The sequence below is a fragment of the Yoonia sp. R2-816 genome (assembly GCF_046762905.1).
Classification (GTDB): Bacteria; Pseudomonadota; Alphaproteobacteria; order Rhodobacterales; family Rhodobacteraceae; genus Yoonia.
Map to the genome: position 1 here is coordinate 139,568 of NZ_JBKQXN010000316.1, position 23,315 is coordinate 162,882.

28 protein-coding genes and 1 pseudogene are annotated in these 23,315 nt (G+C 58.3%); 10 read left to right on the top strand and 19 right to left on the bottom strand.

The window, feature by feature from the left end; all coding sequences use genetic code 11:
- Nucleotides 1-933: an ABC transporter ATP-binding protein gene (locus tag ACFWW2_RS21810; RefSeq protein ID WP_393931803.1), complete on the bottom strand. Its 933-nt coding sequence runs from the start codon at nucleotides 931-933 to the stop codon at nucleotides 1-3.
- An 87-nt stretch (nucleotides 934-1,020) separates the two neighbouring features.
- On the opposite strand from ACFWW2_RS21810, the gene ACFWW2_RS21815 reads away from it, so the two are divergent.
- Nucleotides 1,021-1,200 carry a zinc-finger domain-containing protein gene (locus ACFWW2_RS21815; protein WP_393931805.1) on the top strand — a complete coding sequence of 60 codons (180 nt, stop codon included), beginning with the start codon at nucleotides 1,021-1,023 and terminating at the stop codon, nucleotides 1,198-1,200.
- Nucleotides 1,201-1,215: 15 nt separating this feature from the next.
- Here ACFWW2_RS21815 and ACFWW2_RS21820 read toward each other — a convergent pair whose 3' ends face one another.
- The gene (locus tag ACFWW2_RS21820; RefSeq protein ID WP_393931807.1) at nucleotides 1,216-1,677 is read right to left on the bottom strand and encodes a hypothetical protein; all 462 of its coding nucleotides are present in this window, start codon (nucleotides 1,675-1,677) and stop codon (nucleotides 1,216-1,218) included.
- 36 nt (nucleotides 1,678-1,713) lie between these two features.
- On the opposite strand from ACFWW2_RS21820, the gene polA reads away from it, so the two are divergent.
- Both polA and ACFWW2_RS21830 read left to right on the top strand, forming a co-directional pair.
- Nucleotides 1,714-4,530, top strand: coding sequence for a DNA polymerase I (gene polA / locus ACFWW2_RS21825; RefSeq protein WP_393931809.1), 2,817 nt, complete (start codon nucleotides 1,714-1,716; stop codon nucleotides 4,528-4,530).
- Between the two features lie 11 nt (nucleotides 4,531-4,541).
- Entirely contained in the window at nucleotides 4,542-4,901 is a 360-nt protein-coding gene (locus ACFWW2_RS21830; RefSeq protein ID WP_393931812.1) for a hypothetical protein, read from the top strand.
- 50 nt (nucleotides 4,902-4,951) lie between these two features.
- Here ACFWW2_RS21830 and ACFWW2_RS21835 read toward each other — a convergent pair whose 3' ends face one another.
- The 6 genes from ACFWW2_RS21835 to ACFWW2_RS21860 all read right to left on the bottom strand — a co-directional run bounded on the left by ACFWW2_RS21835 (nucleotide 4,952) and on the right by ACFWW2_RS21860 (nucleotide 10,789).
- On the bottom strand, nucleotides 4,952-5,419 hold the full coding sequence (locus ACFWW2_RS21835) for an Hsp20 family protein (RefSeq protein ID WP_393931814.1): 468 nt from the start codon (nucleotides 5,417-5,419) through the stop codon (nucleotides 4,952-4,954).
- A gap of 147 nt (nucleotides 5,420-5,566) precedes the next feature.
- Nucleotides 5,567-6,379, bottom strand: coding sequence for a trypsin-like serine peptidase (locus tag ACFWW2_RS21840; RefSeq protein WP_393931816.1), 813 nt, complete (start codon nucleotides 6,377-6,379; stop codon nucleotides 5,567-5,569).
- 57 nt (nucleotides 6,380-6,436) lie between these two features.
- Nucleotides 6,437-7,837, bottom strand: a complete 1,401-nt coding sequence (gene glcF, locus ACFWW2_RS21845) for a glycolate oxidase subunit GlcF (protein WP_393931818.1) — start codon at nucleotides 7,835-7,837, stop codon at nucleotides 6,437-6,439.
- Between the two features lie 10 nt (nucleotides 7,838-7,847).
- Nucleotides 7,848-8,198 carry a hypothetical protein gene (locus ACFWW2_RS21850; protein WP_393931821.1) on the bottom strand — a complete coding sequence of 117 codons (351 nt, stop codon included), beginning with the start codon at nucleotides 8,196-8,198 and terminating at the stop codon, nucleotides 7,848-7,850.
- Between the two features lie 2 nt (nucleotides 8,199-8,200).
- Nucleotides 8,201-9,346, bottom strand: a complete 1,146-nt coding sequence (locus tag ACFWW2_RS21855; protein ID WP_393931824.1) for an FAD-binding protein — start codon at nucleotides 9,344-9,346, stop codon at nucleotides 8,201-8,203.
- A 9-nt stretch (nucleotides 9,347-9,355) separates the two neighbouring features.
- Complete coding sequence (locus tag ACFWW2_RS21860) at nucleotides 9,356-10,789, bottom strand: FAD-linked oxidase C-terminal domain-containing protein (protein ID WP_393931827.1); 1,434 nt, start codon at nucleotides 10,787-10,789, stop codon at nucleotides 9,356-9,358.
- A gap of 91 nt (nucleotides 10,790-10,880) precedes the next feature.
- Between ACFWW2_RS21860 and ACFWW2_RS21865 the strand changes: the two genes are divergently transcribed.
- Both ACFWW2_RS21865 and ACFWW2_RS21870 read left to right on the top strand, forming a co-directional pair.
- Nucleotides 10,881-11,579 carry a DUF599 domain-containing protein gene (locus tag ACFWW2_RS21865; protein ID WP_393931829.1) on the top strand — a complete coding sequence of 233 codons (699 nt, stop codon included), beginning with the start codon at nucleotides 10,881-10,883 and terminating at the stop codon, nucleotides 11,577-11,579.
- Nucleotides 11,576-11,914: a hypothetical protein gene (locus tag ACFWW2_RS21870; RefSeq protein WP_393931831.1), complete on the top strand. Its 339-nt coding sequence runs from the start codon at nucleotides 11,576-11,578 to the stop codon at nucleotides 11,912-11,914. The genes ACFWW2_RS21865 and ACFWW2_RS21870 overlap by 4 nt, the downstream gene beginning before the upstream one ends.
- A gap of 14 nt (nucleotides 11,915-11,928) precedes the next feature.
- Here the strand turns inward: ACFWW2_RS21870 and ACFWW2_RS21875 are convergent, their stop codons facing one another.
- A complete protein-coding gene (locus tag ACFWW2_RS21875) occupies nucleotides 11,929-13,086 on the bottom strand; it encodes a hypothetical protein (protein ID WP_393931833.1) in 1,158 nt (385 codons plus the stop codon).
- Between the two features lie 429 nt (nucleotides 13,087-13,515).
- On the opposite strand from ACFWW2_RS21875, the gene ACFWW2_RS21880 reads away from it, so the two are divergent.
- Nucleotides 13,516-13,884: a hypothetical protein gene (locus tag ACFWW2_RS21880; RefSeq protein ID WP_393931835.1), complete on the top strand. Its 369-nt coding sequence runs from the start codon at nucleotides 13,516-13,518 to the stop codon at nucleotides 13,882-13,884.
- A 141-nt stretch (nucleotides 13,885-14,025) separates the two neighbouring features.
- On the opposite strand, the gene ACFWW2_RS21885 is transcribed toward ACFWW2_RS21880, so the two are convergent.
- Genes ACFWW2_RS21885 through ACFWW2_RS21905 form a run of 5 tightly spaced genes read right to left on the bottom strand, consistent with a single transcriptional unit; the run spans nucleotide 14,026 to nucleotide 16,435 of the window.
- Nucleotides 14,026-14,412 carry a GFA family protein gene (locus ACFWW2_RS21885; protein WP_393931837.1) on the bottom strand — a complete coding sequence of 129 codons (387 nt, stop codon included), beginning with the start codon at nucleotides 14,410-14,412 and terminating at the stop codon, nucleotides 14,026-14,028.
- 23 nt (nucleotides 14,413-14,435) lie between these two features.
- Entirely contained in the window at nucleotides 14,436-14,948 is a 513-nt protein-coding gene (locus ACFWW2_RS21890; protein ID WP_393931839.1) for a YceI family protein, read from the bottom strand.
- 60 nt (nucleotides 14,949-15,008) lie between these two features.
- On the bottom strand, nucleotides 15,009-15,656 hold the full coding sequence (locus ACFWW2_RS21895; protein WP_393931841.1) for a hypothetical protein: 648 nt from the start codon (nucleotides 15,654-15,656) through the stop codon (nucleotides 15,009-15,011).
- Between the two features lie 56 nt (nucleotides 15,657-15,712).
- Entirely contained in the window at nucleotides 15,713-16,234 is a 522-nt protein-coding gene (locus tag ACFWW2_RS21900) for an SRPBCC family protein (RefSeq protein WP_393931843.1), read from the bottom strand.
- Nucleotides 16,235-16,237: 3 nt separating this feature from the next.
- Entirely contained in the window at nucleotides 16,238-16,435 is a 198-nt protein-coding gene (locus ACFWW2_RS21905) for a tautomerase family protein (protein ID WP_393931845.1), read from the bottom strand.
- A 78-nt stretch (nucleotides 16,436-16,513) separates the two neighbouring features.
- Between ACFWW2_RS21905 and ACFWW2_RS21910 the strand changes: the two genes are divergently transcribed.
- Nucleotides 16,514-17,407 (top strand): LysR family transcriptional regulator, encoded by an 894-nt coding sequence (locus tag ACFWW2_RS21910; RefSeq protein WP_393931847.1) that lies wholly within the window; start codon nucleotides 16,514-16,516, stop codon nucleotides 17,405-17,407.
- A gap of 184 nt (nucleotides 17,408-17,591) precedes the next feature.
- Here ACFWW2_RS21910 and ACFWW2_RS21915 read toward each other — a convergent pair whose 3' ends face one another.
- The 5 genes from ACFWW2_RS21915 to ACFWW2_RS21935 all read right to left on the bottom strand — a co-directional run bounded on the left by ACFWW2_RS21915 (nucleotide 17,592) and on the right by ACFWW2_RS21935 (nucleotide 21,295).
- Entirely contained in the window at nucleotides 17,592-17,948 is a 357-nt protein-coding gene (locus ACFWW2_RS21915) for an MAPEG family protein (RefSeq protein ID WP_393931849.1), read from the bottom strand.
- A 69-nt stretch (nucleotides 17,949-18,017) separates the two neighbouring features.
- Nucleotides 18,018-18,332 carry a DUF1330 domain-containing protein gene (locus tag ACFWW2_RS21920; protein ID WP_393931851.1) on the bottom strand — a complete coding sequence of 105 codons (315 nt, stop codon included), beginning with the start codon at nucleotides 18,330-18,332 and terminating at the stop codon, nucleotides 18,018-18,020.
- Nucleotides 18,333-18,343: 11 nt separating this feature from the next.
- Nucleotides 18,344-19,345 carry a haloalkane dehalogenase gene (locus ACFWW2_RS21925; RefSeq protein ID WP_393931853.1) on the bottom strand — a complete coding sequence of 334 codons (1,002 nt, stop codon included), beginning with the start codon at nucleotides 19,343-19,345 and terminating at the stop codon, nucleotides 18,344-18,346.
- A 31-nt stretch (nucleotides 19,346-19,376) separates the two neighbouring features.
- Nucleotides 19,377-20,321, bottom strand: coding sequence for an alpha/beta fold hydrolase (locus tag ACFWW2_RS21930; protein WP_393931855.1), 945 nt, complete (start codon nucleotides 20,319-20,321; stop codon nucleotides 19,377-19,379).
- Between the two features lie 107 nt (nucleotides 20,322-20,428).
- Nucleotides 20,429-21,295 carry a LysR family transcriptional regulator gene (locus ACFWW2_RS21935; protein ID WP_393931857.1) on the bottom strand — a complete coding sequence of 289 codons (867 nt, stop codon included), beginning with the start codon at nucleotides 21,293-21,295 and terminating at the stop codon, nucleotides 20,429-20,431.
- A 104-nt stretch (nucleotides 21,296-21,399) separates the two neighbouring features.
- Here ACFWW2_RS21935 and ACFWW2_RS21940 point away from each other — a divergent pair, with 104 nt between their 5' ends.
- From ACFWW2_RS21940 to ACFWW2_RS21950, 3 genes and pseudogenes are all read left to right on the top strand, one after another.
- Complete coding sequence (locus ACFWW2_RS21940; RefSeq protein WP_393931860.1) at nucleotides 21,400-21,726, top strand: alcohol dehydrogenase catalytic domain-containing protein; 327 nt, start codon at nucleotides 21,400-21,402, stop codon at nucleotides 21,724-21,726.
- Nucleotides 21,727-21,768: 42 nt separating this feature from the next.
- A complete protein-coding gene (locus ACFWW2_RS21945; RefSeq protein ID WP_393931862.1) occupies nucleotides 21,769-22,881 on the top strand; it encodes a LysR family transcriptional regulator in 1,113 nt (370 codons plus the stop codon).
- Nucleotides 22,882-23,113: 232 nt separating this feature from the next.
- A pseudogene (locus ACFWW2_RS21950) lies at nucleotides 23,114-23,315 on the top strand (flagellar motor protein MotB); the annotation flags it as partial.

Sequence of the window (23,315 nt, forward strand, 5' to 3'; positions counted from 1 at the left end):
TCATGTGCGGCGCGATGTGAGTGACAGGAAAACGTCCTCCAGATCAGCCTCTTGCGTTTTGACGTCCTTGATCGTGATCCCGGCATTCCGCACGATATTCAGCACCACGTCAGCCGGGGTGCTGGTGCTTTGATAGGTGAAGGTCAGCGTGCCGTTGTCGTGCCTTTGGCCTGTGATCGTGTCGGGCAGGTCCGGCAGATCAGCAGCCGTTTCCGGCGTGATCACCAATGTCTTGCTGTCCAGCCGCCCCAGTAGGTTCGCCGTGCTGTCGCGGATGATCACCTCACCGTGGTTGATGATGGCGATGTCGTCGCACATCGCTTCGGCCTCTTCCAGGTAGTGGGTGGTCAGGATGATGGTCATGCCTTCATCATTCAGCTTGCGCACGTTCTGCCAGAGCATGTTGCGCAACTCGATATCGACCCCGGCGGTCGGTTCGTCGAGCACAAGGATTTGTGGGCTGTGGACCAGCGCCTTGCCCAGCAAAAGCCTGCGCCGCATCCCCCCGGACAGTGATCGCGCATAGGCGTCGGCCTTGTCGGTCAACCCGATCAGGTCGAGGATTTCGGCTGTCTTGCGCTGGGCCTTGGGCACGCCGTAAAGCCCCGCCTGCACGTCCAGCGATCCGGCGGGGGTAAAGAACGGGTCCAGATGCGGTTCCTGCGGCATGATCCCGATGGCCGCGCGAGACTGGCGCGGGTTCTTGTCCTGATCGAACCCCCAGATTTTGACCGATCCCGCGGATTTGACGACCAGTCCGGCCAGAATGTTGATCAGTGTCGATTTGCCCGCCCCGTTCGGCCCAAGCAGGCCAAAGATGGAACCGCGCGGGATGTTCAGGTCAATGCCTTTCAACGCCTCCTTGGCCGGGCTGCGGCCGGTGGCGGCGTAGGTCTTTTTCAGGCCCGAAATTTCTATGGCATTGTCTGTCATGCTGGTCTTTTCCCTTGGCCGCGGCTGCGGTATGTATCACCCGATCTAAGGCGGGCGGTGCCCCGCGGCAACCAGACAGGACGTTTCATGACAACTCCCGCCCCGGAAATCCGTATCGTGCATGACTGGCGTGTCGCCTGTGACGGGGGTGAGGGCGCGCTGGGCCATCCGCGCGTCTGGCTGCAGATCCCGCAGGAACATGGCTGGGTCGAATGCCCCTATTGCGATGCAAAGCTGATACACAAGGAATTTGAGGGTAAGGTTTAGGGCCGGGACGCGATCCTAACTCATCGGGATTGGGCCGCTGTTGCAGGGAAGTGCGGGGCCGACGGCGCCGTCTTTGGTCAGGAACGCCAGGACATTGGTGCCTGACCAGACCTGGATGTTGCGCCCGCGCGTGTCATTACCGCGCCCGATGACGGTGCCGGTTTCGTTGTCCTGTGTGTGATAGAGGACGCGGATATCGGTGCCATCTTCGCAGGTCATCTTGGCAATGCCGGCCCCCATGGGTCCATCGGATGTCCATGTGCCGGTGCAAGTGACCCCGTCCGATATCTGACCGGTGACCGCACCTTCGTTCCAGCCGCGTGCCTGCCCGTCGAAATAGAGGCCCTGATCGCCGACACAGGCTACCGTTCGCACGCAGTTTTCGGCGCTGTAGGGGATGTTTTCGCAGGTGGTGTCCGCATGGACGCCCCACGGAAGGGTGATACAGATGGTCACTGGAAGGATGAGGCGGATCATGGCAAAACCTAAATCAAGCAAATCAGGGGTGACACTATGACAACGAAATTTGGCAAAGGCTGTCATCTGCATCTGATTGATGGTTCGGCCTTTATCTTTCGTGCCTATCATGCGCTTCCACCGCTGACACGCAAGTCTGACGGGCTGCCGGTGGGGGCTGTCAGCGGTTTCGTGAACATGTTGCAGCGCTATGTCGATGGAAATACCGGTGACGATGCGGCGACCCATGTGGCGGTGATCTTTGACAAAGGCAGTCATACGTTCCGCAATGACATGTATGATCAGTACAAGGCGAACCGGGATGAGATGCCGGAAGATCTGCGCCCGCAGATCCCGCTGACCCGGACCGCGACCAAGGCCTTCAACATCGCCTGCGAGGAGATGGAAGGGTTCGAGGCGGATGATATCATTGCGACCCTGTCGCATCAGGCGCGCGATGCGGGGGGGCGGGTGACGATTGTGTCGTCTGACAAGGATTTGATGCAGCTGGTCGGTGACGGGGTCGAGATGCTGGACCCGATGAAGAACAAGCGGATCGATCGTGACGGTGTGCTGGAAAAATTCGGGGTCGGGCCAGAGCGGGTGGTCGATGTGCAGGCTCTTGCCGGTGACAGCGTGGATAACGTGCCGGGTGCGCCGGGCATCGGGATCAAGACCGCGGCATTGCTGATCAATGAATATGGCGATCTGGAGAGCCTGCTGGACCACGCGGAAGAGATCAAACAGCCCAAGCGCCGCCAGACGCTGATAGACAACCGCGAGCAGATCGAACTGTCCAAGAAGCTTGTGCAGCTTGATTGCGACATGACGCTGGAATTCAGCCTTGATGATCTGGAGGTGAAGGAACCCGACGCCGATGTGCTGATGGGTTTTCTGGCCGAGATGGAGTTTCGGACGGTCACCAAACGGATTGCCGAAAAGCTGGGGGTTGAGCCCCCCGTGATCGAGGTCAAGTCCGCCCCGTCCGAGGATATCGCGGCACCGGAGGTCGTGGATTTTGATCCTGACGCTTATGAATGCGTCCGTGACGAGGCCGCGCTGCAGCAGTGGATCGACCGTATTCGGGAACGGGGTTATGTGGCTGTTGACACCGAAACGACCGGTCTGAATGAAATGATCGCCGATCTGGTTGGCATTTCCTTATCCGTCGATGCCGGTAAGGCCTGCTACATCCCGCTGACGCATAAGGCTGCATCGTCCGATGATTTGTTCGGGTCCGATGACGTGGCCGAAGGGCAGATGGATTTTGAAAAGTGTCTGGCGCTGCTCAAGCCGGTGCTTGAGGATGATGCAATCCTCAAGATCGGGCAGAATATGAAATACGATGCCAAGATCTTTGCCCGTCTTGGCATCACAGTGGCCCCCATCGATGACACCATGCTGATGTCCTATGCGATGCATGCGGGCGAACATAATCACGGCATGGACGCGTTGTCGGAACGCTATCTGGGCCATACGCCGATCCCGATCAAGCCGCTGTTGGGCACAGGAAAATCCGCGATCACCTTTGACCGGGTGCCGATTGACGATGCGGTGAAATATGCGGCGGAGGATGCTGATATCACCTTGCGCCTGTGGCAGCAGTTCAAGCCGCAACTGCACGTTAAACGGGTCACCACGGTTTATGAAACGCTGGAGCGTCCGCTGGTGCCGGTGCTGGCACAGATGGAAATGCACGGGATCAAGGTGGATCGTGATACGCTGTCGCGGATGTCGAATGCCTTTGCCCAGAAGATGGCCGGGCTGGAGGATGAAATCCAGCAGATGGCCGGGCGTCCTTTCAATGTGGGCTCACCCAAGCAACTGGGCGAGATCATGTTTGATGAAATGGGGCTGACATTGCCGGATGGGAAAACGCCGTCCAAAGGCAAGACCGGGGCCTATTCCACCGGTGCTGACGTTCTGGAGGATCTTGCCACAATCCACGATCTACCACGGCGCATTCTGGACTGGCGGCAATTGAGCAAGCTCAAATCGACCTATACCGATGCACTGCAGGAACATATCAACGCCGAAACAGGGCGGGTGCACACGTCCTATTCCATTGCCGGGGCCAATACCGGGCGGCTCGCCTCGACCGATCCGAACCTTCAGAATATTCCGGTGCGCACCGAGGAAGGGCGGCGTATCCGCGAGGCGTTTGTCGCAGAGCCGGGCAAGGTTATCGTCAGTCTGGATTACAGCCAGATCGAGCTGCGGATTCTGGCGCATATTGCGGGTATTGATGCGCTGAAGCAGGCGTTTCTGGATGGGATTGATATTCACGCCATGACCGCGTCGGAAATGTTCGATGTTCCGCTGGAGGACATGACGCCGGAAATCAGACGGCAGGCGAAGGCGATCAATTTCGGGGTGATCTATGGCATCTCGGGCTTTGGTCTGGCGCGCAACCTGCGCATCCCCAGAGGCGAGGCGCAGGGGTTCATCGACCGCTATTTCGAACGCTTCCCGGGCATCCGCAAATACATGGACGACACGATCGCCTTTGCCAAAGAGACAGGTTACGTCCAGACGCTGTTTGGCCGTAGAATCAACACACCGGAAATCAACGCAAAGGGACCACATGCCGGTTTCGCCAAACGTGCTGCCATCAACGCGCCTATTCAGGGGACGGCGGCGGATGTGATCCGGCGTGCGATGATCAGGATGCCTGCTGCCATAGCAGACCTGCCTGCAAAGATGCTTTTGCAGGTACATGACGAATTGTTGTTCGAAGTTGAGGCCGGTGCGACAGACGCGCTCATTGATGCGGCGCGGCAAGTCATGGAAAATGCCAGCGACCCGGCGGTGAAGCTGGATGTGAAGCTCGCTGTCGACGCGGGACAAGGAACGAACTGGGCCGAGGCCCATTAAAGGGGAAAAGAATGCGCTATTTGACGGTTGTTATGGGTCTTGCCTTGGCAGGACCCGGTGCGGCGCAGGGTGGTACTTTCCTGTCAGCAGACGGTAGCGAGTTTGAGTTCGAAAGAAACCGCCATGGTGCTGTGCTGACATCTGTTGAACCGCAGTCGCAATCCGTCTTTGCAGGTGCTGGCGCTACCCCGCGATTTCGGCCGGGCGAGGTGTTGTATCTGGGACGGTCCTGTGACGCATTCACCCGCCAATTCGGGGATGGCACATGGAACGCGACGGAGGATGGGGTGCTGGTGGAATTTGGCCCTGTTCGGCTTGCGTTTCCGGGTCAGGACATGGATATCACATCCGGCGATCGCTGCCGGATGTGACGTTGCCGCCGGTAAGATGGGTTTAAACCCATCTTACGATGTAGCGTCTCTTAGTTTACGGATTTGGCTTCGACCAAGTTGGCATCGGTCTTGCCGGATGACGCGATTTCGATGCGGCGTGGCTTGAGTGCTTCTGGCACTTCGCGCACCAGATCAATATGCAGCATGCCGTTTTCGTGGCTCGCGCCGGTGACGCGCACATGATCTGCCAGATGGAACCGGCGCTCAAAGGCCCGCGTGGCGATGCCCCGGTGCAAATATGTCCGTTCGGCATTGTCTTCGGCTTTGCGCGCGGTCACATGCAGTGAGCGGTCCTTCACCTCAATGGCAAGGTCATCTTCGGAAAAGCCGGCGACGGCAATCGAAATGCGCCAGGCGTCATCTGAAGTTTTTTCGATGTTGTAAGGAGGATAGCTGTTCTGGCCGACATCGCTGGCAAGCGCGCGATCCATCAGATCGGCAATCTGGTCAAAACCAACGGTGGCACGGTACAGTGGGGTGAGATCAAAACTACGCATAGTGGTCATCCTTTATGAAGCGATAACAGTGGTTTGGCCTTCCCGTCACGGGACAGGCAGTTTGCGTCGGACCCCATCATTGGCGATCCGACAGCATATATTTGGGAAAGGGAAACAAGGGTTTCAAGACCCTTCAAAGAGCCTCGTTCAGTTTGAGCGTACGAATTTTGCGCCAGTATCATTGCGTTCGCCGAAACCCATCAGTCGCTGGGTGCCACCCGGTCTGGCGGGACCAAACGCCGCAAAATGCGCAAGCAGTTCTGACAACGGGCCGTTCAAGGAGGTGCCAAGTGACACCTTTTCGCCATCCACCTGCGCCATGGCCGAAATGACCGAGGCGATCCGCGTTTCCCCATTCTGCATGATGAAAACGGGTGAGCCGCTGGAGCCATATTCCACATCGCATGTCATGACGATCACGCCGGTTTGCCGGCCCAGCACGCTGCAGACCTCTTGCAGGCTGGCGGCCCCCTCACGTCCGCGCCCATAGGACACCACGCCGACCTGATCCCCCGTCAGGGGGCGGGGCGCAATCAGATAGGGCCGGATGCGTGTTGACCGGATCGGTTGGGCCAGTTCCAGCACGGCGATATCAAGGGCCACCTCTGCCGGGTCAGCGCCTTGGTCACCGTCGTGATTATAGTCGGGATGGGCAAAGGCGCGTGAAATGCGCCGGGTCGCGGCAGCCCGCCCATCGCGCAAGCCTGCCCGGAATTCGAACCTTTCAGGTGAAATCAGGGACCCGTCAGTATCATAGAGGCAATGGGCTGCGGTCAGAATCAGCCGATCACGGATCAGGGCGGCGGTGCAAAACCCCTTGTTGCGGATATCCAGCCGGCCGACGCCTTCCCAGCCCTGGCTGTCCTGACGGGTCTGCAGGGTGACAAGCTCTGCGTCTTGCGCCTGAAGTCCACCGGCAGAGGCCAGTAAAAGAACAACCGAAAAGAAGAGGTGCCGCATCGTTTCATCCCGTTGGTTGATACGAGCATGAGAGAGAGTTACGGCAGGATTATGGCGTCATTTTAGCATTGGCACCTGTGGATGCTGTTTGCCTTCAGCAGTCAGCGCAGGCGGCTGCGGACCGCCTGTGGCCCAGTCGAGTAATTCGACCGTATGGACAATCGGCACATCCGTACCGCCGCCGATCTGCATCATGCAGCCGATATTGCCGGCCGCGATGATATCCGGTGTCAAAGCCTCTAATGTCTGCACCTTGCGATCCTTGAGCTGCTTGGAAATCTCGGGCTGCATCAGGTTATATGTGCCGGCGGAACCGCAGCACAAATGGCTGTCGGCGGGTTCGAGCACGGTGAACCCGGCCTTTTTCAGCAAATCCTTTGGATAGGTCTTGATCTGTTGCCCATGCTGTAGCGAACAGGCGGCGTGATAGGCGACCTTGAGTGTTCCATCGCCTGTCTGCGTCGGTTGCGATGGTGAGGTGTCAGCATCGGTGCCAGCGATAGCGGTCTTTGCGACATTGGGCTGTAACTGCGGTGCGTCGTCCGGCAGAAGATCAATCAATACTTCGCTGACATCTTTTGCGATGGCCGATATCCGCGCCGCATCATCGGCAAGCGGGTCATTGCGGAACATATGTCCGTAGTCCTTGACCGTTGTGCCGCAGCCGGAAGTGTTGATGACAATGGCATCAAGCCCCTCACCATCCATCTCGCGCGCCCATGCCTTGATATTCCTGGCTGCCGTCGCGTGGCTTTCATCTTCCTTGCCCATGTGGTGGGTCAGTGCGCCACAGCACCCGGCACCTTCGGCGACGACCACTTCGGCCCCCAGACGGGTCAGAAGCCGGATCGTCGCATCGTTGATGTCCGTGTTCAGCGCCTTTTGCGCGCAGCCGGTCATTAGTGCGACACGCATCTTCTTGTCTTTAGCCGGGAAGGTTTGCGGATCGTCATTGCGGCTGACCGGTGGGATCGTCTTGGGGGCCATTTCCAGCATTGCACGTAGGCGCGCATCAGGCATCAGTCGCGCAAAGGGCCGCCCGATCTTGGCGCCCAGCAGGGCCACACGAAACCGCATTGGATAGGGCAGAATACGCGCCAACAGCCAGCGCAGGGCGCGATCGGACCACGGGCGGTCGTAGTTTTTCTCGATATAGGCGCGGGCGTGATCGACAAGATGCATGTAATGCACGCCCGACGGGCAGGTCGTCATACAGGCAAGGCAGGACAGGCAGCGGTCGATATGTTTGACCGTTTTCTCATCCGGCTTACGCTCGTTTTCCAGCATGTCCTTGATCAGGTAGATGCGGCCACGCGGGCTGTCCAATTCGTCGCCCAGCACCTGATAGGTTGGGCAGGTGGCGGTGCAAAACCCGCAATGCACGCAGGACCGCAGAATCTCGTTCGAGCGGGCGATGCCGGGGTCCTTGAGTTGTTCAGGTGTGAAAGTGGTTTGCATCGGTAACGTCCTAAAGGAAATAGGCCAGGGTGAAGTAGAAACATGCCGCGCCAAGGATAACGATGGCGGCAAGCGGCAGGATGGGGCGGGATTGCGCAGTGTGGGCAGACCCACCGCTGCGGCGGATTTGGGTCAGGCAGGTCAGCCCAAAAAGCGCTGTGATGATCAGAAGCGCCATCAGGTCAATGCCGCGGAACATGCCGCCTTGCGGGTCGCCGCTGGGATTACTCCATGCGAAATAGGATCCCCAAAGGAACAAGAGCCCGACAAAAAGAAGGCCCAGAACTAGCCGTGCCTGTTTGCGCAGCTTCGGGCCGCGAAACAAGAGCAGCAGACAGCCGGCGATGAGCAGCAGATACATCATCAGGCGACAACAGCAGGCTTTGCCTGCATCAGGCCCGGGTTAAGGACGCCGCGCGGATCGAATTTTGCCCGCAGGCCTGCAGTGATGGCGGCCAAGGGTGCGGGTTCGGGATGGAAGGTCGGCGCGTTGACCTTGCCTCGGATCAGTGTTGCGTGACCGTCGAAAGGCCCTAGCTTGGCGCGCAAATCGGTGCCTTCGGGCATCAGCGCCCAGATTAACCCGCCGCCCCAGTCATATTGCACGGCATTTGCGCCCAGCCCGGCGGTCAATGCAGCAGCCGCAGATGGTTTGGCAGAGATGCGCCAGACATCGCCCGGCTGATCGGCAAAGGCGGTGACATCGCGGACCCACGCCCAGCCCTTTTTGCTACCATATCCATCGTCGGTGTCACCGATCTGAATGCTGGTTTCACCAAAAGAACTCAACAGATCGCGCAGCTTGTCAGCCCGATAAGTCACTGATTTTTCGAAACCTTCGATGCGGATCATGGTCACCGGGTCGCCATGCATGCTTTTGGGGAAATGAGCCACCCCTGTCGCCTCGAATGGTGAGCCGAGGGCGGCGGACATTGCCCTTATCGCAGTAGCATCGTCCAGCCCATGCAACAGAACGCAGCCTGTTGTTTCCACATCCGGCAACACCTTCAGCGAAACCTCTGTCAGCACTCCCAGCGTGCCGTAGGAGCCGCACATCAGCTTGACCAGATCGTAGCCGGTGACGTTCTTCATCACGCGCCCGCCATTCTTGATGATCGTGCCAGCTCCGTCCACGAACCGCACCCCAAGCGCGAAGTCGCGACAGGCCCCCACGGCAATGCGGCGTGGGCCAGACACGTTGGCCGCAACGACGCCACCAATGGTTGGTTCGCCCTTCGTACCCAGCAGACCGCGATGATCCATGGGTTCAAATGCGAGGCGTTGATTTTCTTTGGCCAGTTCCGCTTCGATTTCTGCCACAGGTGTGCCTGCCTTGGCCACGATGGTCAGCGCGCCGGGTTCATAAAGTGTGATGCCCGACATCTTTGAGGTGCTGAGCCCCGTGCCTTCGGTCTGCCCGATAGGCCGCGTGCCGCCGCCGGTAATGTGCAAGGGGCCGTTCGTGCCTGCGATGATCTCCGCAAGCTCGGCTTCGGATTGTGGTGTCATGTCAGTTCCTTACGCGGCGCGGCGCGATTGCGAGGTTGCGAGCGGAAACACCTTGGCGGCGTTCAGCAGCCATGCCGGATCAAACACGTCCTTGATGGCCATCTGCGCCTCCAGATCCTGCGGATCGAACTGCACATTCATCAGGTCGCGCTTTTCGATGCCGACACCATGTTCGCCGGTCAGGCAGCCGCCGACCTCAACACAGAGTTTCAGGATTTCGGCGCCGAATTCTTCGCAGAGTTCCAGATCACCGGGCTTGTTGGCGTCAAACAGGATCAGCGGATGCATGTTGCCGTCGCCTGCGTGGAACACGTTGCCCACATCCAACCCGAATTCCTTGGACATCTCGCCGATCCGTTTCAGCACGAAGGGCAGGGAGGACACCGGGATCGTGCCGTCCAGACACATGTAATCGTTGATCTGGCCCATCGCGCCAAAGGCGGATTTGCGGCCAAGCCAGATGCGACCGGCCTCGTCCGCGTCCTTGGCCTGCCGCAGTTCCACCGGATTGTGGCTGGCGGCGATTTTCATGATCAGGTCAAGCTGGTAGTCGATTTCGTCGTCGGACCCTTCGACCTCAACGATCAGCAGCGCCTCGCACATCGGGTATCCTGCCTTGGCGAAGGCTTCTGTCGCCTCAATGCAAGGGCGATCCATGAATTCGATGGCGACAGGCAGAACGCCAGCCTTGATGATGTCGGTCACGACCTGACCGGCCACTTCGGAACTGTCATAGCCCATCAAAACCGGCCGCGCGCCTTCGGGTTTGTGCAGGATGCGCAGCGTCGCTTCGGTCACGACGCCCAACTGCCCTTCGGACCCGCAGATCAGGCCCAGCAGGTCCAGCCCGCCCGCGTCCAGATGCGCACCGCCGATTTCGACAACGGTGCCGTCCATCATCACCATAGTGACGCCCATCAGGTTGTTGGTCGTCACCCCGTATTTCAGGCAATGCGCGCCGCCGGAATTCATCGCGATATTGCCAGCGATTGCGCAGGCCAACTGGCTGGACGGGTCAGGGGCGTAGAAAAACCCGTTCTGTTCGACGGCCCCGGTCACTGACAGGTTGGTGCGCCCGGTCTGTACGCGGATATAGCGGTCGTTGTAATTGGTTTCGATCACGGCGTTCATTTTGGCGACGCCAAGAATGACCGAGTCTGCCGTGGGCAGCGCCCCACCGGCGAGCGAGGTGCCGGACCCGCGGGGAACAACAGGCACGCCCATCTCGTGGCAGATTTTCAGAACCGCAGCGACTTCTTCGGTATTGGCTGGCAGCACGGCGCAGAGGGGCGGGCATTTATAGGCGGTCAGGGCGTCGCATTCATAGGCGCGGGTTTCCGAGATGTCGGAAATCACAGCGTCGCGTGGCAGTACGCCGCGCAGCCGTTCGACGATATTGTCCTTGCGCGACAGGACGCTGGCGCTGGGGGCTGGCATTTCCATCGGTCGACTCCCTGATCCGTATGATTGGTAAAAATATATTACCAATTTCAGGATATGGCAAGTCTGAACTCTAAAGGCTACACAATGGCTTATGCGATTGGTGGATCATATGGCCCTGCTGACGGCGCTGGACTGGTGTGCTGCGGGCCTGATTATTCTGTCTTGGTTTACAATTGGTTGGTGGATCGAGCATCCGGGGGCCAAGCACCCCTCCGTGACCGTACTCATGGGGGAACGCAGGCGTGAATGGATGCGCGTCTTTGTCACCCGTGACCCCCGCATTTTCGACAGTCAGATCCTGGCCAGCCTGCGACAGGGGACATCTTTTTTTGCGTCGACCTGCCTGTTGGCCATCGGCGGTGTTCTGGCGCTGGTGGGTAACACGGCCCCGCTGCAGGGGGTTGCGGCCGAGGTATCGGAAATGCCGGTTCCGGTGTTGATCTGGCAGTTGAAACTGGGGCTGGTGGCGCTGTTCCTGACCAATGCATTCCTGAAATTTGTCTGGGCGAACCGGGTCTTTGGCTATTGTGCGGTGATCATGGCCTCTGTCCCGAATGATCCAGGCGATCCAAAGGCTTATCCGCGTGCGGCACAGGCGGCAGAGCTGAACATCCGGGCCGCCATCAATTTCAATCGCGGATTGCGGAGCATGTATTTCGCGCTTGGTGCGCTGGCCTGGCTGATGGGGGGCTGGGCGTTGATCGCTGCGACCGCCATTGTGGTCTGGATCGTCTGGTCACGCGAATTTGCATCGATCCCACGCCGCATTCTGATAGAGGAAGACGTATGAAATACGCTGTTATTCTTGGTCTGTTCGCTGGCCCCGCCTTTGCTGATGGACCCGTGATCGAAGACGTGACCATTAGTGGTGATCGGGTCAATGTGACCTTGTCGCATCCGGATACTGGATGGGACCATTACGCCGATGGCTGGGAGGTTCTGGATGCCGATGGCAACAGCCTTGGGTTTCGCGAGCTTTTTCACCCGCACGTTGAAGAACAGCCCTTTACCCGGTCGCTGGGTGGCGTTCAGATCCCTGATGGGGCCACATCAGTCTTTGTCCGTGCCCGCTGCAATGTCGATGGGTGGTCGGATGACCTTTATGAGGTCAAGCTGACGGAATAGGCTGGTTTTTCCTTTCAGCTCAAACCCATGAAGGCTGACAGGACCGATTTCCAGTTCGTCGCGCCCAGTGTGAAATCGACCAGAATTGGCGCCAACAGAAATGCGTTGCGAAATGTGAACTTGCGCCAGAGGTTGCGATCGATGGGCCATGTCGGCATCGCCTCTACCTCTTGATGGCGCTTGGTCAGCAGGTCGAGAACCGCCTCGATCTCGTTCTGTTTGTCGATATTGGCGCTGTCCAGAAAGGCCGCACGCTGGGCGGAGTTCTGGCGAAACTCCTCATCCAGTTTGCGCCGCCATTCGCGTTTTTGTCGCATCATTTCAATATGAAAGCTGCCAAGCGGCAGAAAGACGGCCAGCGTCTGGACGATGATCGCAATGATCAAAAGCGCCAGATAGGGCAGGTACCAATGGGCGTAATTGTCCCAAAGTGGCAATATCCAGATCCAGATAGCCAGAAACGCAGCGGGTATCGTGGCAAAGGTCGCCTGATAGAAAAAGAAGCTGCCGACCGGCCTGAGGCCTGCAGTGCCGTCGGCGTGCCACGGATCAAGATGCAAGGCCACATCGCCAGTCTGGATCCGGCGGCCCAGGCGACCGAAACAGGCCATTTCACCGATGTAACCCCCTGCGATGAAACCAAGAATGATCTGAACAAGCGCCAGCGGCACTTGCATGGGCTGCCGGTTTGTCCACAGCACAAACGCCCAGGCAAGCGCCATGGCGGCTGCTGTCAGAAGCGCGCCGCGCAAGGCCCAGCGTTTGGCGTCCGCCGCAAAACTGGCCTGAAACCCGTCTTCCGACATCGCACCGGGCTGCAGCACGCCCCGGTCAAACAGGCGGGCGATGCAGCGGTGAAGTTTGGGTTTTATGCTATCCACAAAGGCGATGGACAGGGCAAACACCATCAGCCCCGACAATAGCATCCAGTCCCAGTGCCAGAGGTTTTCAGGCCTGCTTAAGTATCCGGGATCATAGGTGTTTTCCGCATCGATGCGATTGCAGGCCGGGTCAGGCGAAGGCAGATAGCAGGTGGGGTTGTTGGCAATGAATTCCGAAATCGCGACGACAAGAATGGCGAGCCATGTCAGGCCCACGATGATCCGGTTGGCCCGGGGGCTAAGCGGTGCGAATTGGGACAGAAACCCCTGTCCGCCGGTATTCAATGCCATCTGCTGCCTCGGTAAAAATTGAGGGCCGTCATGTAATATGCGCCGATCTTAGGCCAGAGACGGCGAAAAAGCCATGTCAGGCAATCCTGACCCCGGCGGCTTGGGGCGCGCGTGAACAAATGGATCGCGCAACGCGCGGTGGGGGCTGCAACGCGGGGCGTTCGGTGGGGGCGCGTGATTCGCGGAATAGCCAGTTAATACAGGGGTTCCGGCGATTTCGTCCTGTCGGCATCGCGTCGGATTTGCGTCGGCAAAGCGTCGGACCCTTTCGCGCAGATTTCCATGGTTAACGCGGCGGACGGGCTAAATCTTACCGTCGCGTTAAGGTTTGGCCCTTGATCCGACAGCGCGCCAATCACCCATTCTTGCCCATATTGTTGCCGTATTCATCCGCAACATGCGCGCAGGGATCAGGTTAAGGTGCAGATAATGGCCAGCACAGAACAGAACGAAGATTGCGTGTCCAAAAAACCCTGGAGCGAGGTGCTGAGCCGGTCGTTGAAGCTGTTTACCTTCAATGCCGCGCGTGAAGGCTGCAAGTCATTCGGGCGTGTTGTTTTCTACGTCATCCTCGGGATCATCGCGCTGATCGTGGCGACCTATATCATCGACAGTATCACCGGCTGGTTCAGTAGCTGGTTTGATTTCTGGCCGTTCAACCGAGGCGAAAAGGTTGTCGTCGTGGAAGAGAAGCGCAGCTGGTGGCCGTGGGGCGCGGAGGCGGCGACGGAGCCCGCGCCAACTGTGGAGCCAGAAGCGGAGACGCGCTGGTACTGCAAATGGAACCCGATCTGCTGAGTATTAGGTTTTTGATTGCAGGTCTGGTTTGCGAACAAAGCCGACATTTGCCCGTGCAGCATTCATGGCGTCGCTTGCTTGGCAGCACAGCGCAGTCACCTGACCGGCTTGTCATCGCAGCAATGGCGTGCGCCCAAAGATTCAGACGGCTCTTTGGTCTGACCACCCTTCGATCCGATAGAGGCTTGGTCGTCGGCCGATGAAATGCTGCGGGCCCAAGGGTATGCTTTTCGGAACGTCCTTCAGGGCGCCGTGAAACACCGACCATCTTCTGGGGTCACGCTTGGCGAGGTAAAAGAGGCTGCTTCCACAGGTTCCGCAGAAGCCGCGCTCGACAGGGGGCGAGCTGTTGAACCAGCGCAAGGCCGTTTCACCCGATGTGAGGGTGACGATTGTAAGGTCGATGCCGATGGCCGACGCCCCGTGCCAGCGACGGCAGTCGTCGCAGTGACAGACCTCGAAACGTGACGGAGTGGGCACGGTGAAGCGGATGGTGCCGCAGAGGCAGCGCCCCGATAGCATTGTCATTCTCTGTATCCTCGCAAGGTTGATCAGGGGCGGACGGCGATGTCGCCGCTGATGAAGACAGTCGGCGCGACGCTATCTGCAAAACCGTCCATCCCGACGACATGTCGGTCAACTGCCGCATCCACAGCGTAGACGAGCGGCACGAATGGATCCGGCTCCCGGATCATGACGACCAGCGGCACGTCGACGCCTTTCAGGTTCAAGGTTCCGGTGGCACGGTGGATGCCACCGGAGACGGTGACGATGTCATCGGACTGGAATGTCGCCTGCGGATAGGTGCTGCTGTCAAGCCAAGCCGCGCCGTGCATGATCGCATCCAGCAGCGCGTCGCCTGTCGTGGCTGATGCCGTTTCCACTGCGACCGCAACGGTTCGCGCATCGAGATCGACGTCCACGGACCAACTTTTGAACGATCCTGAGACGCTACGCGAACCAATCAGAACCTTGAAACCCAATGTGCTTTGTTCCTGAATGATTTCGAGGGCGAGACCCGGAGCGGCGAGACAGCAGGCAAGAAGCATAACGACAAGGCGCAAAACACTCCTCCTTTCGATGACGTGCACGAGGGCCGGAACACAGGCCCTCGTGCGTGCGGTTTACATCTCGACGTAGGTGCCGCCGTGAATATTGGCAAAGTTCCGGAAGTCGACGGCCAACGCCTCACCCACGGCGGCCGCAGCCTTGCCGCCCATATCCTGCGCTTCGTCGTAGTAGATACGCGTTGTGATCAGGGTACCGTCGGCACCCTTGTCCTCGAGCGTCCAGATGACGAAGAAGTCCTTGATCGGCAGGGGCACCGTGCTGCGCTCCATGTCGAGATCGTAGGCGATCATGCGGTTCTGCTCGACCGCGAAGATGCGTTCGTAAGCAGTGCCCGCACCGCCGACGAAATCGCAACGGCGCACCGAACCCGTGCCGAGCTCGCCCGGTGTCTCGGATGCCGAATGGTCCCAGGTCAGCTCTTCGATCTGAAGCGACCAGTCCGCATTGCCCGAGTGGACCAGCGGGAACGCTTCTTCGGGTGTCATGGGCAGCAGGAGCATCTGAACCGATTGTAGCGGCGCGTTGATATATGCGCCAAGGTAACCGCTGTCGTAGGTGTAGTCGGTGAGTTCATCGGTCGACGTGACCGATGGCATCGTGCCGTAGGTCGCGGTCCGTTCGGCTTCGATTTTGGGCATTTGCTGTGCATTTGCCGCTGTGGCGACAGTCAGTGCCAAGGCGAGAGTGAGTACATGTTTCATGGTCTTCTCCGTTCGGGTTTGAGGGTGAGGAAGCGCGGCCCATCGGGCCGCACCGATCAGGCCATTGCCTGGCGTGCCGTGATCGCCTTTTGGGACGCGTCGGCCTTTATCTTGCGGGGTGACGGGCGGCCTGTTTCTGCGTAGACCTTCAGATCGTCGATGGTTTCGGTCAGTGCCTTTTTGAACTGCATCTTCATCATCCAGCCCATGAGGATGTTCATGGGAAAGGCGATGTCGGCACGCAGCGTCATGCTGGCCTTGGTGCCGGTGCCGCTGGGTGTCAGTGTCCAAGTGTTGCGCAGACCTTTCATGAAGCCCGGCATTTTTGCGCCGGTGGCTGAGTAGGACACCACATGGCGGGCTTCGTCATAGGCCTCGATCGTTTCGGTGAAAGGGCCAAGAGAGGTTTCGCAGATGCGGCCTGCGGCCGGTGCCTGCGCGACCTTCGGTGTGCCGGGCCGTGCCCCGGAGACATAGACCGAACTGGCCCAGTCGCCCGCGGAGGTGTAGTTCGGGCCGACGATGTCCCAGACCTTTTCGAGCGGTGCATCGATTTGTTTCGAGATGGTCAGTTCCATGGTTCAGCCCACCACCTGACCGCCCATCGCATAACCGCCTTCGGCGGTTTCTTCGATATGAACGTTGATGAACTGCTTGATGTCGCCCTTACCGGACGTGGCGGCCACATCGTTGAGCCCGTCAGTCAGCCTAGCGACGATTTGAGCCTTTTCGTCCTTGGACCAAGCGGACTGGGGGACGGTGACGCGAATGGTTGGCATGTCGTTTTCCTTTGTTGATTTCGGATGTCGACAGGGTGCGCCTGTATCGGTAGTGTCTCAATGCAGGATTGTGCAGGTATGCCTGCACAGATGCAGGGTATGGATATGCGACCAAGTGAACGCCTCGATTGGGATGATCTGAAACTCATCCTTGCCCTCGCCGAAGCGGGCTATGTAAACCGCGCTGCCGAGAAATTGCGTGTTGATCCAACCACCATTCCGCGTCGTATCCGCCGATTGGAACGGCGCCTCGATCTCAAGCTGATCGAGCGGATCAAGGGTGGCGTGGTGCTGACCCAGGCCGCTGATGATCTCGTGCGTGTGGCCCGCGCCGTTGAAACCGGCGTAGACGATGCGCTGGCCGCCCCACTAGAAGCCCCGCCGGTGACAGGCACCGTGAAGCTGTCAGGGACAGATTTTATGCTGGACCTGCTCGCCGATGTTTTTGTCGAACTTCAGCGTCGGTTTCCGGGGCTCGTTCTCGACCTGAAACCGACCAACGCATATCTTAGCCTGGACCGGCGCGAGACCGATGTGGCCATTCGACAGGCCGAAAGCCCCCATGACGGGCTTGTCGGTCGCCGTTTGGCGCCGATACCGCTTGGCGTCTACGCGCCTCCGGGCTTGATCGACAAGGAAAATGGGAGGCCCTGGCTGTCCTGGACCTTGCCGCGCGGCGTCAGCGAGATCGATGAACTGATCCTGCAGCACGACCCGAAAGCCCGTATCGTGGCGCGTGTCGATAGCATGATGGCACAGGCCCGCCTGAGCACGCGCGGCATGGGATGCGCAATCTTGCCAGATACCTACGTTACCGCGCATCCCGAGTATTCGGCACTTCGTCGTATTGCGGATGGGCCGTCATATCCGGCCTGGGTCGTCACACATGAAGAACTGCGACATGTGCCTCGGATCCGCGAAGTCATGACCGCGATCGCGAACAAGTTCGCAGGCGACAAAACGGCTCCGTAACGCGGCAACCGTCATGACCCTGACCGATCTGGCCGCGAAACTCGACGCACCGGACGATGCGATCACAGGTATCACCGACGCCGGGTATTTCCTGCGGGCGCAAGCGCCTGACGCTTACGTTGGCGCCCTCACGACTTTCCTCAACTCACATCTGGAGAATTGGACAGCGGTAAAATGGGGTCGTTCATGCAACAATCAGAGCGATGCACTGGACCGCGAGATAGAGGGAGCCGAGGGAACCGCAGGTGAACCCGAGAATACGGATGAACGGGATACCAGTGTAATAGAGAAGGACAAATGCTGCGCGTCCAAAGACGACGATGGCCGCGGCAACAGCCGGCCCTTCGCCGGTCACGCCAAGAAGCGATACACCGACCAGAACCGGCACGATGTAGGCCGCTGATTCGACCTGGTTTTGGTAGGCCCGCTGAATCCGGAGGCCAAGCGCGCCACGTTCGATCATTGGCCGGTTGGATGAAAATCTATAGCCAAACCCCTGGCTCAGATAGGCGTACGCAATTTCGATTGTCAGCGCAGTCATAGTGACAAGCGCGAACCCCAAGAGTCAGTTTCAAAAGTCTTTTCTGTGATCTTTCTGTTGCGGTTTGGTCTACGTCATCGGTGTCAGCGCAATGAGATGGGAGGCATCGGGGTCCGTTGCCTCCTGGCGCGCCTTGATGAGTGGCTGATAATCCGGGTCGGCGTACCAGGCATCCAAAGCGGCCTGCGATGGAAAGCGCAGGACGGCTATCACGTTGGCCGATGGTTGGCCTTCGAGTGCCTTTATTTTCGGGGTAGCGACGATGGTCTCTACACCATGCCGCTCGTTGATGGCCTTCAGCGGCGCGGCATAGCCAGCCTGAAAGCTGGCCATGTCTTCTACGCGCAGTGATGCAAGGAGAAGCACTGATGAATGTGCGGTCATCTATGCTCTCCTTAACCCGGCAGTCGGTCAATCCAATCGCGCAAGGCGCGACCGATGGCTTCTGGGTGATCTTCCTGGACAAAATGCACGCCTGCGCCGAGGAAGACGTCCTCGAGGTTTGACGCATTTGCCTTTACGTATTCGACAACCGGCGGCGGCATCAGCGCACCAGGAGCGACATGCAACATCAGCTTTGGCAGGTCTGTCGAATAGAGCCATTCGCCGTTCGCAGTAATCACGGCTGCCGTATCCGCAGGCTCACCGGCAATGGGCACCTGACGTGGCCAGACCAATGTAGGTTTCCGGCTGTCCGGGGTCGGGAAAGGCGCACGGTAGTTATCCAGCACTTCTTGTGATAGCGGGGTCGCCACGGCCATTTTCCCCAGGACTTCTTCGACAAAGAAGTTGCCCTGCAGAACGGCTTCCTCCCCGGCGGGAGAGCGTAGCATACCAAAGAGCTGCGCGCTTGGCTCGCCCATCGCCTCTAGGCTGGGGGCAGGAAGTGCAGGTGGAATACCGGCCTCCATAAACGCGACGGCTTTCACGTTGTCCTCGTTCAGACGAGCATAACGCATGCCCAGAACCGAACCCCAGTCGTGGATGACTAGCGTGATGTTTTGGAGCCCGAGGGTTTCGATGAAACGATCCAGATACGCCGCATGATCCGCGAATGTGTAGTCGATATCTGGTTTGTCGCTGTCACCCATACCAATCAGATCGGGTGCAATGGCGCGGTACTGCGTTGTCACCGCAGGGATGTTGTCCAGAACGAAAGGAATGATGTTTCGCCACAGGTAGGATGATGTCGGGTTTCCGTGCAGGAACAGCACGACAGGGCCGGTGCCTTCGTCAACATAGGCCATCCTCGAGCCATTCACGTCGACGTACTTTTTCTCAAACGGCATATCGGTGGAGGGTGTGAAGCCTTCTGCGTGCGCGGGAAGCATGGCAGCAACGGCAATGGTCGCGGCGGTACCCTGTAGCAATATGCGGCGGGACATCTTCTGGGTCATCGTCGTCTCCTTATTATTCGTGAGTGGTGGATCAATCGACCTTGGTCGTCAGAAATGCATGAAGCTCGCGCACCAGCGCCTCAGGCTCATCGTCCTGCAAATAGTGCCGCGCCTTCTTGAATTCGGTAACAACGGCCTGCGGCAGCCGCTTCTTCCAGGCTGCCAATGCGCCGATTGGGATGAGAGGATCTTTGAGGCCCCAGAAAATATGGGCGGGTCCTTCGAATTGCTCGACAAACGGCCCTGTCTCATCGAGAAGGATCTGAGCTGCGGGGTGGGCCGTGTTGGTTGGGATCATGCGTGGGAAGGCCATGACGCCTGCACGCTCTTCGGGACCGCGAAAGATATCGCGATAAGCCCGCTTAACTGCACCCTTGCGCTCGGTCGCCGTGGCCATGGACATGATCTGCCGTTCGAAAAAGCCGAGGCGGCGCACCATGAAATCCCCCAGGCCTCGGGATCGCATCATCAACAGTGGTGGCGGCAGCTTCAGCCTTTCGGGGTTCATTCCATCGACGGGAGGGTAGAAACCAAACGTGTTCATCACGACAAGCGCCTTGATCCGGTCGGGATGGCGGGCCGCAACGCCCAGACCAATCGGGCCACCCCAGTCCTGCATGACGAGCGTGATATTGGTCAGATCGAGCTTGAGAATCAAAGCCTCAAGATGGTCGATATGCGCATTCAGGGTGTATGCAGCTTCATCGTCGGGTTTGTCCGAGAGGCCAAAACCGATGTGGTCCGGCGCAACGACGCGGCGATCAGAAGACAGCCCCTTTACGAGGGAGCGATACAGGAAGGACCACGATGGGTTGCCATGTACCACAAGTACAGGGGACAGATCATTTTTCGGTCCCTCATCAAGATAGTGCATCTGCCCCATCGGTGTCTGAATGAAGTACGACGCAAACGGGTATTCACCCTCAAGCCCGAGTTCTTCGATGCGCGGGTGCACGTCCTTTGATCTGTCGAGCATGTGAATTTCCGAACCAGCCGTGTTGCGTCGGCTCAGACTTAGCATCGCAAATTTGCAACATCACGTAGTGTGTTTGCAGCACATTGGTGCGATTTCGCAAGTGTGCGTCAGGTCTCGCCCAGCAGCGCCTGCTTGTTCCTGCGCAGGACATCTTCTGCAAAGCTCATGAACGCCTGGACGCGCGCGGTTCTGCGAAGATCGTTATGTGTCAGCAACCAGATGTCCCGACTTTTAACGGGCGGCTTTTTGCCTGCGCGCTGCAGTCTCGGATCGGCGTCTCCGAACAGGCATGGCAGGATCGCAAGGCCCAGCCCCTCGCGGGTCGCCGCCTGCTGCGCCGGGATGGTCGGGAAGACCCCCCAAACCGGACAGTTTGGAAACTCGGACGACTGCACCCATTCCGGTGCCCCTTGCATAGATTGCCCCCAACCAAGCCACCGATGGGTTTTCGGGCTACGCGACAGATACTCGGGCGTCGCATAGGCCGTTTCGGTATATGCATAGAGCCGCTTTCCCACCAAAGTCTCCGGTGGGTTGTTGTCCAGCCTCACCGCAAAATCCGCCTCGCGCCGCGCGACGTCCCGGATTGATAGCGATGTGTCAAACCGCAATTCCACGGATGGGTTTTGCTCCACGAAGGCCGGCAGTTCCGGCATGAAAAGCGAGGTCAGAAGAGGTTCGGGCATCGTGACGGTCAAAGGCCCGGACAGTTCATCATCCAGACCCGCGATGCTGCGCTCTGCATCGATCAGGGCTTCATCAAAAGTCTGGGCGACTGCGAAAAGCCGTTCTCCAGCCGCGGTCAGCAACAGTCCGTCCGGTGTGCGGTTGAAGAGGTTTGTCCCAAGGCTGGCCTCAAGGGATTCGATCCTGCGACCCACAGTGGTGTGGTGCACGCCGAGAGCGTCTCCCGCGCCACGAACGGTCTTGTATTGGACCACGGCCCGTAATGTTTTGATCTCTTCCCAATCCAAATCAGCCTCGCATTTTTGCACCGATTTTATGCCAATATGATACGTGTTGGTGCGAAAAAACACAAGTAGTCTGTCCAAAATCAATTTTTGGGAAGGATAGTGCGATGCCAATCACCGCTCAATTCGACACGCTCGGGGGCCCGGAAAACGTCAAGCTGATCGACACGGAGGTCACGCCGCCAGCAGCGGGTGAAGTCCAGATACGCATGCGTGCGGCGGGCCTCAATCGCGCCGAACTGCTCTACATTGCCGGACATTACTTGGTGCAGCCTCCTATTCCCGAGGCGCCTTTGGGCGCGGAAGGAGCGGGCGAAATTGTCGCCATTGGGGAGGATGTATCAGATTACTCAATCGGCGACAGGGTTTGTGTTCTGCCGATGATGAAGGGCCGTTGTGCGGGACGCTCCTGCCATTCAACACTTTTATTTTAATGGCCGCTTTGTATATTCCTCGGCTTCGGAAGGACTGTCTGCGTGGGTATTCATCGCAAGTTGAAGGAGGCAACGTTAACATCCAATACCTATGATCGGCAGATGAGGGCTTTGTCTTCGACCCGAGGAGCGATCCGGGCTGATTGCTGCAATGGAGCGTATGGATGGCTTCCAAGGCAAAGGCAGCGCTCGACATTCATCGAACAAATTGTTTTTGCGATCCGACGTTGGTTCGCGCTAAATGGCGAGATGGTTCCAAAGGCACTTCATGCATTCTGTCTGATCATGCGTCGCGGTTCATTGGTCGGGGCTGCGACCGATATGAACCTTAGCCAGCCTGCCGTTTCGCGCATGATCACCAATCTTGAACATGAACTTGGCTTCACCCTGTTTCACCGCGACAGGCGGGCGTTAAGACCCACAGACGAGGCGCGGCGCTTTTTTCAGGAAGCGGAACGCATTCTTGCCGGTATTGAGCAGCTATCCGATATCGCCAGCGACATTCGGAAGGGCACTGGTCAGCAGGTGCGGGTTGTTGCGATGTCCCGGCTGGCAAATAGCGTGCTGCCGCGCGCAGCAATTCGGTTTCGTGAGGCCAATCCAGACATCGCGTTGACCCTGGAAACGCATCACCGTCGCGAAATGGAACGGTGGCTGACGGGGCGCCAGTTTGATGTTGGGTTTGGGCCATTGCCCATTGAAAATGTTAAACTTGATATCCGCCCACTTGGCAGTACCCAGGCGGTTGTTGTTCTGCCCAAGGACCACTTTCTTGGCGCACGCAAGAAAGTATTGATCAGCGATCTTATTGATGAAAACTTGTTGGCGCTGACACCTGATACGTTGTTGCAACAACAGATCGCCGCAGCCTTTATGGTCGCTAACGTGAAACCGCGCATTGGCATGCACACCTCGTCATCGTTGATCGCGGTCAACCTGGTGGCACAGGGATTTGGATACACGATTACTGACGAGTTTACCGCGATGTGCGCAAACGGGCCTGTCGTGGTGCGGCCCTTAGTCGACCGATTGACGCTGGATTATGGTATCCTCACACCGCTCGGCGCGGCGATATCACCTGCGACAGAGGCTTTTATCGATTGCATGAAGGACGCTTTTTCTGCTCTGAAAATCGTTGATGCAGATACGACATGACCTTTGAGGTTTTCAGACTCCGCAAGCCGTCTTTGCGACAGTCAATTGATTCTTGATCTGCTTAGCGGACTTCAGAAAACCGAATTAACTCTTGCGTTTTTTGCAAGGTAATGTCCGAATATTAAATCTTTCTGACACAATTAAAGCCAAATCTCCCGAAAAATGAAGTGCTGAACCTGTGGTCTGAATACGGCCGCAATTCTCGAACCGAAATTGGTAAGGAGCCAGCAGAATGTATTGGACGAGTAGGAAAAACCTCTTCGTGGGAACGGCTATGTCGCTTCTGGCAACATCGGCCTTCGCACAGACTGTGACGTTGACGGCGTTGAATGCTGAGATGTCGATTGAGGGTGAGTTGTTGGGGTTTGATGGTGAGACCTATAGGATCAACACGGTTCTGGGTGAGTTGACGTTGAATGCGAGCATGGTGCGGT